A 14,314-nucleotide genomic window follows, 5' to 3' on the forward strand; every position below is an offset into this window, starting at 1 on the left:
GCCACTGCCAGCGTCATCTGCTTCATCGTCTGGTTCTGCCTTTCCCGTCGAATTTCCTACCTATAACGCTTCGCGTCCCTTAGCGGTGGACTTATTCAGCTTTGCCCTAAAGTGCGAATGGAATCCCGGCGGACATTACTGGGCTGAAAGAACATGGGCCGATCCACGCAAGCGTTGCTTGAATATCACGAACGCAGCAAGCATCGTGTCAACCGCTATGCTCCCGGCCCCGGAGGGCTCGACTGGGCAAACCAGCCGGATCCGTTCCGCGTATTTCAGGGCTCACCGCGGATTGCCCTGCCACTGGCCGCGGACACCTTGGCCACACGCTACAACGAACTGCGCTGCGGCGCCCTGCCGCCCGTGCAAGACTTCAGGCTTCACACCCTTGCCATCCTGTTTGAACTTTCGCTCGGCCTGTCAGCGTGGAAATCCCATGGCGCCCAGCGGTGGGCACTGCGCTGCAATCCATCGAGCGGAAATCTGCATCCGACCGAGGGCTATCTTCTTTGTCCAGCCCTGCCCGGCCTGCCTGGCGGGGTCTACCACTACCTGAGCCGCGACCACGTGCTCGAACAGCGCGCCGCAGTGGATAATCCACGATGGACCGAGGCGTTTTCGGGCCGCGGTATTCTGGTCGGCATCAGCTCGATCCACTGGCGCGAGGCGTGGAAATACGGAATGCGCGCGTGGCGCTACTGCCAGCATGACTGCGGCCATGCGATCGCCGCAGTGAGTTACGCCGCGGCGGCTCTCGGCTGGCAGACACGGCTGATGGAAGCGATTGCGGATGATGCCTTGGCGGCGTTGCTTGGATTGGACCGCAGCGAGGATTTCGGCGCGGCCGAGCGAGAGGCGCCGGATGTCCTGCTTTGGATCGGCAATCCGGAAGCACAGCCTGATCTTGAGCGCCTGTGGTCCGCTTTCGACAAGGCGCACTGGTACGGATACGCGAATCAGCTAAGCGCGGGACATGTACGCTGGCCGGATATCGACGCGATCCATCGCGCCACGCACAAGTCCCGAACTCGCGAACCGACGCTGCCAAATTCAGAGCCGCATCTGTGGTCTGCGACGCCCGCCCTCGACCTGAGCTTTGCCCGGATCGCCCGGCAGCGGCGCAGCGCCACGAGTTTCGATGGTACGACGCGCATCGCCGCCGCGGCTTTTTTTACCATGCTGGAAAGCCTGCTGGCGAGTCGCGACACGCCACCATGGAACGCGCTGACGTCTCCTGCAGCGGTGCATCCGGCGCTGTTTGTGCACCGCGTGGACGGTCTGGAGCCGGGCCTGTATCTGCTGGTAAGGAATTCCGCAGCGCTGCCTGACCTCAAGCGGGCCATGCGCCCGGAATGGCTGTGGCAAAGGACTGGACCAGACCATCTGCCACTCTATCTCCTACTGCCTTTCGATTTACGCGCGGTGGCAAAGCTGATCAGTTGTCACCAGGATATCGCCGCCGATTCCTGCTTTGCGCTGGGGATGCTCGCAAACTTCGAAATCGCCGTGAAGCAGCCATGGCGTTACCGTCATCTTTTCTGGGAATGCGGCATGCTCGGCCAGGCGCTCTATCTTGAAGCCGAAGCCATCGAAGAGCGCGCCACGGGGATCGGCTGCTTTTTCGATGATGAAATGCACGCCATGCTCGGAATCAAGGATCACGCCTGGCAAAGCCTGTATCACTTCACAGTCGGCGGCGCCATGGTCGATCAGCGCTTGTCGACGTCTGCACCGTATGAAATTCAACCTTGACAAGCAAATGGTGTCGCGGCCAAGGAACGTGTCGCCTCCCTCTGCCGGCAGAAGTCGGCCAACTACGGTCGGTGGCGCGCCCTTCACGTAGACATTCGAATGGCGGCTTCGCAGTCAAACTGCTGTCGGTGGGATGATGATTGCGACCGGCAGCACCACACTGGAGTTGGTTTGCCATGGAACTGCATCCTACAATCGGTCGTATATTGCCGCGATGGATACCGTTGCGGAACACTGTTCCCTCGCCGCATAGGGTCGTAATCGACCTTTGCGCCCTGCCACTTTTTGAAGCGAGGAAGGCATGCCCTACCTGCAACTGGACGTCAACGGCCACTACCCGGTGGCCGACAAGAAGCAGCTTGCCGCAAGACTCATTCAGACATATTCGGGAATGATGTCGGTCGATATTCGCCGCATCACCGTGGCGATCCGCGAACTCGGCGAAGGCGGCGTGTGGCGGATCACTAAGCCCAGCGACGAGCCGGAGCCTGTCTCCATCATGATGCTGGACATCCGCAAAGGCCGTTCGCCAGAGTTGCGAATGGCGGTGGCCAAGGCGCTGTGCGCCGATTGTATCGAAATACTCGGGTTGAGAGAGGATCGCCTCAACGTCGAGTTCACCCAGCATTCAGGCGACGAGATGTACCATCCCAGCCTGGGTGGATACAGTCCGGAATGGTCCCCGGAGGAGCATCGTCAGGATCATGGCGACCATTGAAGGCAGGGCGCGCCGGCTGGTTATAGCCGCTGCGGATTGTTGACTGAAGGCGTTAGCAGGCTATCACTGCATCTCAGCAGATATGGTGCTTGTGACACGGTCTGGTATCGCCTTGTATTGCGGACATTCGGCAAGTTGGGCCTGACTGTCAGCAACGGGTCCGCTATGCGACCTTCGTTTTTCCCGCAGGTGGGGCCGGGGAATCCGTGGACCCTACGACCCGGTCAGCTGAAGCTGCGTTTCTCGCCGACCTAGCGTTCATGGTGTCGAAGGGGCGGACGCCCTCCGGTATTCGCGCGCGGGGGATAAGGCCAAAATTCGCCAACACGCAATCCCGGCGGTCACCGCCGTCGGCACGCACGATCGGCGCGGCATAGTCCGGCCAAGTCTCAGGCTTCCACTCAGTCGCCGGCGGCACGACTCCAAACACGTCGCGCAGAAGCTGGTGCTGGACCGGGGCGTAGTTGGTGCATATGCCCTTCTCCTCCTCTTTTTCCGTCGAGTGTACTGGGTAGTCCGACGAGAGCCTATCGAAGCGTGAACCGGACAGTTCTTTCGTCCAACGCAACCCACTGCCCGACTGCAAGCCGCAGCAGTTCACCGTTATTCCAGTAGGAGACGTGGTCCGGTCGCCATGTCAGCGCGTATAGGTGCCGTGCCTGGACACCGGCGATGATGAGAAAGTTGGTTGTGGCGGCAACCGCCTCGCACGAAAGCAGCAGATCTTCGCGATCCTCGCCGAAGTAGTGGGCTTCCAGGAAGATGGTGGTAAGGGTCATGGTTGCCGGATGGCTTCCGCCCAATAGACTACCCAGTAGAGATATGAGTGCTTGTGGTGGCAGACCTTTTTGACGCGCGCGAAGAAGCGGACCTGACCGAATGCCTCTACCTCTGTCACGACTTCCGCTTGCTGGCCTTCCGACGTGGGCTTGGGCAGCAGACGCATGGCATCCGAGACGTAGTCACCGCGGATCTGGACCAGGATCCCATTGCCTGCGTCAGCGTTCCCGGTTTCCGAAGGCCCGTGGCAGCGGGCGGTATTCTTGCTGTTTCCCATGGTCAGCCTCGCACGGGGACGATGCGGACACCGTCACGGGAGACCTCGATCTGCGCTGTGTGACCATATGATCGTAGCCGGCGCACGTCATCGCGTGCCGAGGGCGGGATGTCCTGCTGGCAGCCTAGCGCGCCATTGCTGATGCAAAAGATGCCACACCTTGGGCATGTATAGCGATAGCCATGGGGAGCGGCGCGTATGCGCTCTCCGGCGGCTGAGCAAATCGGGCAGTTGACGGGCTCCGGGAGCATGAGGCGCCTCTTTCGAGTACTGTACGTATACACAGTATATGGCGCATGCAGCGACATCTTGAAAGCCCGAGTTAACTGTATGGATATACAGTATTCGAACATGTTCCGCACGACACCTCGAAAGACCGATTCGGGGTCGGTCATAGACAGTCGTCGTTTTCGCGGGAGGCGTTTGACCGAGACCGGCCAGCTTCTCCCATTCAGTATGCCTCGAGCGGTGACCGTCACTGGAGGGGTCGAAGGTTACTAATAGATCACTATTTAAATGGAAAAACCCTGAATCGTCATCTGACGGGAGAGACCAACGGCATTGGCGCACCCTCAGGGCCAATCTCCGCTTTTCTTTTATAATTCAGTAAGTTAAATCAATCGATCTGCTGCGATTAGAGCAAAACCTCAAGCCTGTGGTCGGATTTCTACGAAAAGCCCTTGCTTATCTACCTAGTAGTAGATAGTATTGAACTCATGGAACGACGCGATGCACGAAGCCAACAGCAACGCAGCCGGTCCAGGCCTTACAAGATTGTCAGTACCTGGTAGAGGTCTTTTTTTTTACCCCGAATATCTATCTAGTAGTAGATAGCGGTGTAAGAAGACCTCTGATTCGCAGCACAGACACGGACCAGCGATCCATCACACAAACCGAGATCGCCCGGCCCACCAAGGAGAGCACCATGAACGCCAAGACCATCCTCACCGCCGCCGCCCTCGCAACCGCTTTCGTCGCCGGTGCTGTCCAGGCCGCCCCCGCCGCCCAGAAGGCCGGCGAAGTCTATGGCTACAGCTATCGCGTGCAAGACCAGCGCAGCGCCTTCACCGATGGCGCACGCCAAGGCAAGGTCGACACGTTCAGCGAAGGTGCGCGCGTCGGCAAGGCCGACCCGTTCACGGACGGCGCCAAGATCGGCACCTTCGATCCGTACACTGACGGTGCCCGCACTATTGCCGGCCTGGACCGCACCGGCGTATCCGCCAGCCCGGCCCGCAAGGTTGACCCGTACCTGGACGGCGCCAAGATTGGCACGTTTGATCCGTACACCGACGGCGCCAACGCCTGAGTCCAATTAAGGGTAGCCGCCCGAAACGCAATGCCGGACCGCTACCCGACCTGACTCCCTGGAGTTTCAGCATGAGTTTGCGTGACAGTGCCCTGATCCTGGGCGGCTGGGTGGTGCTCTGCATGACTAGCGGAGCAGTGCTTTCGCTTGTTGCGCAGTCGCTGTCCATCTGAGCGGATTCAACAGATTCAGCGGACAAGCGACCAAACGGAGGGTCTCCGGCAACCAAGCCGAAGACAGTTGTCATGAAAACGCATACCGTACGCGACCAATTGCTTGAGCACGCCTCCGTGCTGATCCGGCAACGCGGCTACAACGGGTTCAGCTATCGGGACCTGGCGGAACTGGTGGGCGTGAAGACCTCAAGCATTCACTACTACTTCCCGGCGAAGGACGATCTGGTGCTGGAGGTAGTGCGCCTCTACCGCGAACGCGGACAGGCGCGCCTCGCTGCCATCGATACCAGCCTGCCGCTGGCCGAACAGGCGCGGCGCTATGTCAATCCGCTGCGCAACGGCATCGAGCTGAACCAGATTTGCCTGGCCGGCATGTTATCAGCGGAAGTGATGGTGCTGCCCGACACGATCCGCACACTGGTGCAGGCGCACTTCCAGATGAATGAAGACTGGATCGCGGACCTGCTGCACCGTGTCGAGATTGAACGTGGCCAGTCGTATCCGATGCCGCCGCAGGTGCTGGCAAAGGTGCTGTATGGTGCGATCCAGAGCGGCATCATCACGGCACGGATGTCCGGTTCCACCGATCGCCTCGATGCCGCGGGAGACATGCTGCTCGGAACCGTCGGTGGATCGCTGTGCGTGGCCGAGCAGCACGAAGCCGTCGCCGCCTGAACACGCTCTGCTCGGCCCGGTAGCGCCATCGGCGAGGAGAATCGTGCCGGGGTCACTCGGGCAATCCCGCCAGCCGCAGCCCCTCCGCAAACTGGGTCAGGTCTTCTGGGCGACGGATCGGAAGCCAATCCTTGAGATTGGAGGCGCGGAGTGACGGATCGAGCGTGCGCAGGCGCCCCATCGCCTCCTTCGCTTTTTCCATGCGTCCAGCGAGCGCATGACTCGCCGCCAGAACGCCGACCGGGGCAAGGAAACTCGATAGATTCCATTTGGCCTTTTCGGCCCAATCCGAAGCAGAGTCGAAGCGTCCTGCCAGGAAATGTGCCAGCGCCATCCCAGCCTGCATCCTGAACATTTCGGGATCCAACGGACTCAAGCGAACGGCACGCGCCAGATACTCGATCGCAGCATCTGTTTCGCCGCGACAGGCATGCAGGCACCCACACAGAGACCATGCAAGGGCGTTGTTCGGATTGAGCAGCAAAGCCCTGTCGAACAGCGCGATACCGGCGTCGAGGTCGCCGGTGAGATGCCCGAGTGCATGAGCTCCTCTCGTGAGCGCCACAGCATCGTCCCGGCCGAGTTCCACCGCCAGTCGTGCCAGGCGAGTGCCCTCGGCAATCTCCCGGGGCTGATCGGTCATCCAGCCATTCATCTTGCGCCAGATATAACACCAGGACGCCATGCCATAGGCCGATGCGAAATCCGGATCGAGCTCCGTGGCCTTGTAGAACAAGGGCAGCGCCGCCTCGATGGATTCGCGCGTTCCGCTGTGCACCTGCGCGGTGCCGCGAAGGTAATAGTCGTAGGCGCACAGGTTCTCCGTCGGCTTGCGCTTGGCACGCTCGATTTCCGCCCGCTCGAGTTGCGGCGCGATGGCGCCGACCACGCTTTCCGCAACCTGGTCCTGCAGTTCGAAGATGTCGTCCAGCGTGCCTGCGAAGCGCTCCGCCCAGAGATGTGTCCCGGTCCTGGCATCGATGAGCTGCCCTGTGATGCGCACTTTGTTGCCGGTCTTGCGCATGCTGCCTTCCAGCACGTAGCGCACGCCAAGCTCGCGGCCGACGTCCTTCACCTCGACTGCGCGGCCCTTGTAGGTGAAGCTCGAGTCGCTCGCGATGACGAACAGCCAGCGTATGCGCGACAGCGCAGCGATGATGTCCTCCACCACGCCGTCGGCGAAATAGTCCTGCCCGGGATCGCCGCTCAGGTTCTGGAAGGGCAATACGGTAATGGAGGGCTTATCCGGTGGGAGGAGCGCAGATGGCGGCTCCCTCGATTCTGTGGAGATGTGTTCGCCGATATCGCCGACAAAGCGGAAACCCTTGCGGGCGACAGTCCTGACCAAGCGCTGTTCCCCGCCGGTGTCGCCAATGGCCTTGCGAACCGCGTTGATGTGACTGGTGATCGTCGATTCCGAGACGATTCGGCCGCGCCATACCGCCTGCAGCAGGTCATCCTTGCTGACGACACGGTCGCGGTTCCTGACGAGGTGCAGCAGCAGATCGAAAACCTGCGGCCCGACAGGTACGACTTTCGCGCGATGCGAAAGCTCCCGGCGTTCCGGGTCGATCACATAGTCTCCAAACACGAACTGCACTTGACATCCCCTGGCCGATTCGGCTCCCAAGTGGGGGCAACTGGCGAATTCCGTCCATGGATGATACTGCAACCGGTGGTGAGAGCATCTCATCCCGATCGGCAACGCTTGGACGAAGAACCAAGCTCCCCTGCCGAGAAATTCAAGGTGAAGGCAAGGACCTCTCCGGAGCGCACGGGCAATCTCCACGCACATCGACGTTTGCGGTCGAGAAACGGAGAGAAAACATGAAGATTGTCGTCATCGGGTGCACCGGCCTCATCGGAACGAAGCTTGTGGAGGACCTTCGCAAGCGCGGCCATGACGTGCTCGCAGCCGCCCCTGACACCGGCGTCAACACCATCACCCGCGAGGGTCTGGCCAAAGCGCTCGACGGCGCCGAGGTCATCGTCGATGCGGCGAACGCGCCAGTATGGGAAGACGAGGCGGCCCTCGAGTTTCTCGAGAGATCGGGCCGCAACCTGCTGGCTGCGGGCGCTGCCGCCGGCGTACGCCACCATGTGGCCCTGTCGGTCGTTGGCAGCGAACGGCTTCCCGACTGCGGCTATTTCCGGGCGAAGGTCGCACAGGAGAGCCTCATCAAGGCGTCCGGCATTCCCTACACCATCGTGCGCGCGACGCAGTTCTATGAGCTTGTCGGCGACATTGCCCAGTCGGCTGCCCCGTTGGCCACCTTAGGCAAGGAGATTCGCTTGTCGCCGGCGCTGATCCAGCCGATCGCGTCAGCGGACGTGGCAGCGGCGCTCGCCGACGTTGCAGTCGCGCCGCCGGTCAACGGCACGGTCGAAGTCGCCGGTCCGGAGGCGATGCCGCTGGACGAACTGGTCAGGCGCTTCCTGCGGGCGACGCAGGATAGGCGCAAGGTCGTGCCGGACGTCCAGGCGCGCTACTTCGGTGGCCTCCTCTCCGATCGGACGCTCACACCCGGGGAGAACCCCCGCATCGGCGCGATCCGTTTCGAGGACTGGCTCGGTCGCTACCAGGCTCAGTCCTGCTTCGCCATGCAGTCCCCTCCTTTGGCGACTGCCGGTGCGGACAACTCGGAGGCGCTTGCATCGAGTTTCGCGACGAGCTATCACGGAGTCGTCGCCTTCATCACCGTCGTGGCCGAAGGCGGCTTTTCCAGGGCCGCTGACCGGCTCGGGATCACTCGTTCCGCGGTCAGCCGCTGCATCCAGAAGCTGGAGGCGCAGGTCGGCTTGCGTCTGTTGAGTCGGACGACGCGCAGCATTTCGCTCACGCGCGAAGGCGAGATCCTCCATGCCCGCTGCCAGCCCAGCGTCGCTCACATCACAGAGGCGATGGAGGACCTGCGCGATCTGCGCGACGGTCCGCCGCGAGGACGCCTGCGGGTCTCCGCTTCCGTGGGCTTCGGCCGCAAGGTGGTTGCGCCGCTGCTGTGGGGCTTCCAGGAGAAGTACCCCGACATCGAGATCGAGCTGCGTCTGGGCTGCGTCGCGAGCGACTTCACGTCGGATCGCATCGACGTTTCGTTTCTCAACGGACGCCTGGCCGACTCCCGGATCGTCGCGAAACGGATCGTCCCGATGCAGACTTTGGTGTGCGCCTCGCCCGAGTATGCGGTAAGGCGCGGTATGCCCGAGTCGCCGGACGCGTTGATGCAGCACGACTGCATCAACGTCCGTCTGCCGTCGGGTCGCGTCTATGAATGGGAGTTCAAGGTGGAGGGGGGATCGCGCAAGCTGACTCCGCCATCGCGCATCATGTTCAATGATGACGGGCTAGTGCTGGAGGCCGTCCTCCAAGGCAAAGGCATCGCACAGTTGGGCGGGTACCTGATCTGCGATCTGCTGCGCGAGGGGAAACTGGTTCACTCCATGCCACAGTACGCACCCGATGACCAGGGCCACTATATCTGCTACCTAAGCCGTCAGCATCTGCCGTCGCGTATCCGCGTGTTCGTCGACCACATGACGGCAGCGATCCGGGCGCTGGACCTTCAATGCGCGGAGGCTTTCTCACCAACGCCTGATGATCGACAGGTCGCCTCGGCGCCATTGGTGCCCCTGCGGGGTCAATAGACTTGGCAAGACGAACGAGAGTCGACCCCACTCTTCGCTGGACTGGGCCACCCCCGCCGAATTCGCCCGCCGATGCGGCCTGCATGGCACATCGTTGATCCCAGGAGGGCGCGGCAATCACAGGTCACCGCGCAGTGGGCTTCGCGAGCCGGGCGACGACCTCGTCGGTCGTCCACAGCGCGTTGGCGATGTAGCGGAAGTTGATCAGCGCGCTGAGATTGCCGTCGCCCTCAGGCAGCTTCGGGGCCGCGACCGCATCACGCACGACGGCCACCTCGAAGCCTTGCTCCGCAAACTCGCGCAAGTGGGACTCCACGCACAGGTTGGCCAGCATCCCGGCGAGGACGATCTTGGTGACGCCCTGCTTGCGAAGCTGGAACGTGAGATCGTTGGTCTGCGGGCTGTAGAGCTTGTGGGGCGAAGCGACGATGGTCTTGCCGTCCTCGATGTAGGGCTTGAACTCGGGCATGAAGTCCGCGCCCGAACCGCGGAACCCATCCAGGCTCAGTGCGCTGGGCCTGTCGAAGATCTTGATCTTGTGCTGGAAGAGCTCGACGGGGGCCTGGAACTTCCATTGGTGGTCGTGCGGGTAGTAGTAGTGAGGCGAGATCGCGACGACGATGCCCGCCTTCTTCGAGGACTCGAACAGGCGCAGCAGGTTCGGCACGAGCCGTTGCTCGGTGACGGCTTCACCCACAGCGGACCAGGCGGCGCCCTTCGGGCTCATGAAGTCGATCTGGGGATCGATCACGACCAGGGCGGTCCGTTCCAGATCGAGTGTCATCGTGGGAACGGGCATGGCGCGCTCGGTCGGATCGGTGTACTGCGCCGGTTGTACCGGATCTGGATGTGCCGTGGCGGTTGCGATGCTTGCAACGGCCATCGCAAGCGCGGCCGTCAACCGAAGCGTGACGCGAGCAACGCATCGGTGGTCATGGTTCTTGAAAGGATCCGACGACTGCTGTTGGTAGTTGCTGCGCTGGGTCATGTTGGGGCTCTTGGGACTGGGGTGGACAACGAACACGCCGCGAGGCTCTCGATCCGATGCATCGATGCTGACGGATGCGTGAAATCTAGAAGCAAATGCCCGCCTGCACTAGGGGCTGAGTGTGGATAAATCTGTTGATCGCGAAGTACCAATCGCACTCAGCGAGAGTCCGTCAGGAATGAGCCGGCGCATTTAAAGATCCTGTCGCGCGGATGGCTGAGCTCGGTGAACGACCCAGCGCGCGCGCCGGATGCGTTGCCGCGACATTGGTGAATATCCGGCAACATCGAATTGCCCGTGATGCATATCGCGCGGCGAGGAGACCATGACTAGACTGATCGCGTCTCCACTCGGATCCATACCAATGAAAGCTGATCCCGCGCCGATACAGCCTGGCTTCGCTGGCGTCCGCGCCGTCAGTTGCTGGTCATTGCGGCAGGCACTGCAGCAGCAGCGGCTTTGCCATTCGCAGCGTCCGCTGCCCATATTGCGCCGAATGGCGCTGAAACTCCGGAAGGAAATCCACCCATGAGCTATGTCACCACCAAAGACGGGGTCCAGATCTTCTACAAGGATTTGGGTCCCTCCAATGGCACCCCGATCGTCTTCTCGCACGGATGGCCTCTGAGCTCCGACGATTGGGACGCGCAGATGATGTTCTTCCTCTCCAAGGGCTATCGTGTTGTCGCGCACGATCGGCGCGGGCATGGCCGCTCGGCGCAAGTCTGGAACGGCCACGACATGGATCACTACGCCGACGACCTCGCCGCGGTCGTGAACCATCTCGACCTCAAGGGCGCGATCCACGTCGGCCACTCCACCGGCGGCGGCGAGGTCGTGCGCTATCTTGCTCGCCACGGCGAGAAGCGGGCCGCGAAGGCCTGCCTCATTAACGCCGTGCCGCCGCTGATGGTCAAGACCGCATCAAATCCCGGCGGCCTGCCGAAGGAAGTGTTCGACGGACTGCAACTGCAGACGGCCACGAACCGGGCGCAGTTCTACCGCGACGTTCCCGCCGGGCCGTTCTACGGCTTCAACCGGCCGGGTGTGAAGCCGCAGGAAGGCATCATCCAGAACTGGTGGCGCCAGGGGATGATGGGCAGCGCCAATGCGCACTACGACGGCATCGTCGCGTTCTCGCAGACCGATTTCACCGACGACCTGAAGAAGATCGGACTGCCGGTGCTGGTGATGCACGGCGACGACGACCAGATCGTCCCCTACGCCGGTTCCGCGCCGCGGTCGGCCAAGCTGCTGAAGAACGGCACGCTGAAGACCTACAAGGGCTTCCCGCACGGCATGCCGACAACCCACGCGGACCTCATCAACGCGGACCTGCTGGCTTTTATCAAGGCCTGATTGCGTCGAATCAGTCGGCACCGTCGATGGCCGGTCCACCCTTGAGGTGGAGGCCATCGACGCGACTCCCACTCCGGACGTCCAGTCCTCCCTCCTGAAGACGCTCCGCTGAACCCTTCTTCTTGCCCCCATTGCCATGACCAAACTCACTCATGCCAACGGCGCCCCCGTTGTCGACAACTTCAACATCGAGACCGCCGGTGCGCGCGGCCCCGCGCTGCTGCAGGACGTCTGGCTGCTCGAGAAGCTCGCCCACTTCGACCGCGAGGTGATCCCCGAGCGGCGCATGCACGCCAAGGGCTCCGGCGCTTTCGGCCACTTCACAGTGACGCACGACATCACGGCCTACTCGAAGGCCAGGCTCTTTTCCGGCATCGGCAAGAGGACGGACGTCTTCGTGCGCTTCTCCACGGTGGCCGGCGAGCGAGGCGCGGCGGATGCCGAGCGAGACATCCGCGGCTTCGCGGTGAAGTTCTATACCGAGGAAGGCAATTGGGACCTGGTGGGCAACAACACGCCCGTGTTCTTCCTGCGCGACCCGCTGCGATTTCCCGACCTGAACCACGCAGTCAAGCGCGACCCGCGCAGCAACCTGCGCAGCGCCCAGAACAACTGGGACTTCTGGACGCTGCTACCCGAGGCGCTGCACCAGGTGACCATCGTGATGAGCGATCGCGGCCTGCCCGATGGCTATCGCCACATGCACGGTTTCGGCAGCCACACGTTCAGCCTCATCAACGCGGACAATGAGCGGCACTGGGTGAAGTTTCACCTGCGCAGCCGGCAAGGCATCCGTAACCTCACCGACGCACAGGCTGCCGCGATCGTCGCCAACGACCGCGAGAGCGCGCAGCGCGACCTGCTCGAGGCGATCGACGGCGGTGACTTCCCGCGCTGGACGTTGTGCCTCCAGGTGATGAGCGAGCAGCAGGCGCAGGTCTGCCCATTCAATCCCTTCGACCTCACCAAGGTCTGGCCGCACGGCGACTACCCGCTGATATGACTCCGCATGTCAATCCAGATTGGCTTGTTTGTATGTTGTTCCTCCCCCAATTTCCTGAGGGCGACGTAGCAGTAAGTCTCGACGGTAGATCATGCTGATATCCGCGGGTTGGTTTCCGCATTACAGAGGTCCGCCTAATGAGCCTGCCGCTATCTAGTCCCGCGAGTCGGATGATTCCGTTGCGTAGCGGGTTCGCGGGTTACTCTAGTGCCGGGCTACGTCGCCTTCAGGAAACTGCCTCCAAAGTAGGTGGTTGATCCGTCGATATAGGCAGGACTAGGTTAGGTTGCCCGGCGCCTCATGTGGTATGGCAAGCGACATCGCGAGCTGGCTGATATCCCAGATGAACCCGCTCAGTTCGCGCGCTACGGCGACTACCGCGATGTTCGGGTTCTTGCCGCGGGCGGCAAGTCTCCGATAGCGTCGGCACAGTCGAACCTGGGCGTCCCAAGACCGGTCAACGATGGCCTTTGGGATTCCTTCGTGCCGGCGCTGGATCTCGGGACTCACACGTGCTGGGTGCCGGTAACTCCAGGCGGCTTCGATCAGTAGTTTTCTTGCATAGCTATTGCCGTTCTTGGTGATGCTGCCCTGCCGCCGTTTTTCTCCCGATGAATGTTCAGCGGGCGTCACGCCGAGCCAGGCCATCAGTTGGCGCGGATGGACAAAGCGCGAGAGATCGCCCAATTCGGCGAGGATGCCTATAGCCGTGGTGAACTGCACGCCGCGCATGGCCTGCAAGCCCAGGACAGCCGGATAGAAGCGCCAGTTGACCACGGCTTCGCGCAATGCCGCTTCGAGACGGCTGCATTGCGCGAGCCGATCCTCGATGGCACGTCGATATTCATCAAAGGTAAGTTGTTGCCACACGGTATCGAACGCAAAGGCACTGATCCAGCGCCGGTGTGCTGGTCCCCAGTCAGCTCTGCCGCTATAGCGGACACCGTGCGAGAGCAGAAAGGCCTTCAGCCTTTGTCGGGCCCGCTTCAGATCGTCTTTGGCGCTTACCCACGCGCGTGACAGATCCCGGAACGCTTCGTCCTCCTCGCTGGGCACGTACACGGCCGAGAGGTCGCCGGCACGCAGCGATCGCACGAGCTTGACCGCATCGCGTCGATCGGTCTTGACGCGTTCACCAGGTTTCTTTGGGATCAGTGAGGGCGCGCACACCATGCAGTCGAATCCCCTCCGGATGAGCTCGCGGTAAAGGCCATAGCCGCAGGGTCCCGCCTCGTAGACGATCCGGATGTGGCGCGCTTTGGACTGCAGGCGTTTGCACAGGCGGTCGATGTCCGCTTTCGAGGTAGCGATCTTGCCAAGCAGCTCGACCTCACCCATGCCGATTGCATAGGCGACAGTGATCGAGTCCTTATGCACATCTAACCCGACATACAAAGTGATATCGTGTTCCATGCTGGCCTCCGCGCTGGTAATCGCCGGGTGTGGCACTGTCCACACCGTGCGGCTCTGGCAGTCATGCTAACCCGCGTTTGATTCCTCGCGGCGGGCCAGCCTCTGCCTCACGGAGTCATACTGACTTCTATGATGATAAGTGAGTCAAGGTTTTTCGCTAACAATGGTCCACTAAATTCTGCTCAAAGCGACAGGATGTCGTGTTGCTGTCAGTTTCAAGTT

The 14,314-nt window shown here is 61.7% G+C and carries 11 protein-coding genes and 1 pseudogene; 7 read left to right on the forward strand and 5 right to left on the reverse strand.

Annotated elements, in window-relative coordinates:
* The first annotated feature begins 153 nt into the window (after window positions 1-153).
* Together KHO22_RS31975 and KHO22_RS31980 are read left to right on the forward strand one after the other, a co-directional pair.
* Window positions 154-1,752, forward strand: a complete 1,599-nt coding sequence (locus KHO22_RS31975) for a nitroreductase family protein (protein ID WP_211951201.1) — start codon at window positions 154-156, stop codon at window positions 1,750-1,752.
* Between the two features lie 301 nt (window positions 1,753-2,053).
* On the forward strand, window positions 2,054-2,470 hold the full coding sequence (locus tag KHO22_RS31980) for a tautomerase (RefSeq protein WP_211951202.1): 417 nt from the start codon (window positions 2,054-2,056) through the stop codon (window positions 2,468-2,470).
* 527 nt (window positions 2,471-2,997) lie between these two features.
* On the opposite strand, the gene KHO22_RS31985 is transcribed toward KHO22_RS31980, so the two are convergent.
* Together KHO22_RS31985 and KHO22_RS31990 are read right to left on the reverse strand one after the other, a co-directional pair.
* Window positions 2,998-3,249, reverse strand: a complete 252-nt coding sequence (locus KHO22_RS31985) for a hypothetical protein (RefSeq protein ID WP_211951203.1) — start codon at window positions 3,247-3,249, stop codon at window positions 2,998-3,000.
* On the reverse strand, window positions 3,246-3,527 hold the full coding sequence (locus KHO22_RS31990; RefSeq protein ID WP_211951204.1) for a hypothetical protein: 282 nt from the start codon (window positions 3,525-3,527) through the stop codon (window positions 3,246-3,248). The genes KHO22_RS31985 and KHO22_RS31990 overlap by 4 nt, the downstream gene beginning before the upstream one ends.
* A gap of 925 nt (window positions 3,528-4,452) precedes the next feature.
* Between KHO22_RS31990 and KHO22_RS31995 the strand changes: the two genes are divergently transcribed.
* Together KHO22_RS31995 and KHO22_RS32000 are read left to right on the forward strand one after the other, a co-directional pair.
* Window positions 4,453-4,836, forward strand: a complete 384-nt coding sequence (locus KHO22_RS31995; RefSeq protein WP_211951205.1) for a copper resistance protein CopQ — start codon at window positions 4,453-4,455, stop codon at window positions 4,834-4,836.
* 245 nt (window positions 4,837-5,081) lie between these two features.
* Window positions 5,082-5,687 carry a TetR/AcrR family transcriptional regulator gene (locus tag KHO22_RS32000; protein ID WP_211951206.1) on the forward strand — a complete coding sequence of 202 codons (606 nt, stop codon included), beginning with the start codon at window positions 5,082-5,084 and terminating at the stop codon, window positions 5,685-5,687.
* A gap of 52 nt (window positions 5,688-5,739) precedes the next feature.
* Here the strand turns inward: KHO22_RS32000 and KHO22_RS32005 are convergent, their stop codons facing one another.
* The gene (locus tag KHO22_RS32005) at window positions 5,740-7,287 is read right to left on the reverse strand and encodes a winged helix-turn-helix domain-containing tetratricopeptide repeat protein (protein ID WP_211951207.1); all 1,548 of its coding nucleotides are present in this window, start codon (window positions 7,285-7,287) and stop codon (window positions 5,740-5,742) included.
* A gap of 227 nt (window positions 7,288-7,514) precedes the next feature.
* On the opposite strand from KHO22_RS32005, the gene KHO22_RS32825 reads away from it, so the two are divergent.
* On the forward strand, window positions 7,515-9,329 hold the full coding sequence (locus KHO22_RS32825; protein WP_338031381.1) for a LysR substrate-binding domain-containing protein: 1,815 nt from the start codon (window positions 7,515-7,517) through the stop codon (window positions 9,327-9,329).
* A 124-nt stretch (window positions 9,330-9,453) separates the two neighbouring features.
* Here KHO22_RS32825 and KHO22_RS32020 read toward each other — a convergent pair whose 3' ends face one another.
* Window positions 9,454-10,317 carry an isochorismatase family protein gene (locus tag KHO22_RS32020; RefSeq protein ID WP_211951208.1) on the reverse strand — a complete coding sequence of 288 codons (864 nt, stop codon included), beginning with the start codon at window positions 10,315-10,317 and terminating at the stop codon, window positions 9,454-9,456.
* A gap of 528 nt (window positions 10,318-10,845) precedes the next feature.
* On the opposite strand from KHO22_RS32020, the gene KHO22_RS32025 reads away from it, so the two are divergent.
* Together KHO22_RS32025 and KHO22_RS32030 are read left to right on the forward strand one after the other, a co-directional pair.
* Window positions 10,846-11,676: an alpha/beta fold hydrolase gene (locus KHO22_RS32025; protein WP_211951209.1), complete on the forward strand. Its 831-nt coding sequence runs from the start codon at window positions 10,846-10,848 to the stop codon at window positions 11,674-11,676.
* Between the two features lie 136 nt (window positions 11,677-11,812).
* Window positions 11,813-12,676 (forward strand): annotated as a pseudogene (locus KHO22_RS32030) (catalase); the annotation flags it as partial.
* Window positions 12,677-12,955: 279 nt separating this feature from the next.
* Here the strand turns inward: KHO22_RS32030 and KHO22_RS32035 are convergent.
* Entirely contained in the window at window positions 12,956-14,092 is a 1,137-nt protein-coding gene (locus tag KHO22_RS32035; protein WP_211951210.1) for an IS110 family RNA-guided transposase, read from the reverse strand.
* Between the last annotated feature and the right edge of the window lie 222 nt (window positions 14,093-14,314).

Origin of the sequence: Cupriavidus yeoncheonensis (assembly GCF_905397275.1) — a bacterium.
Classification (GTDB): Bacteria; Pseudomonadota; Gammaproteobacteria; order Burkholderiales; family Burkholderiaceae; genus Cupriavidus; species Cupriavidus yeoncheonensis.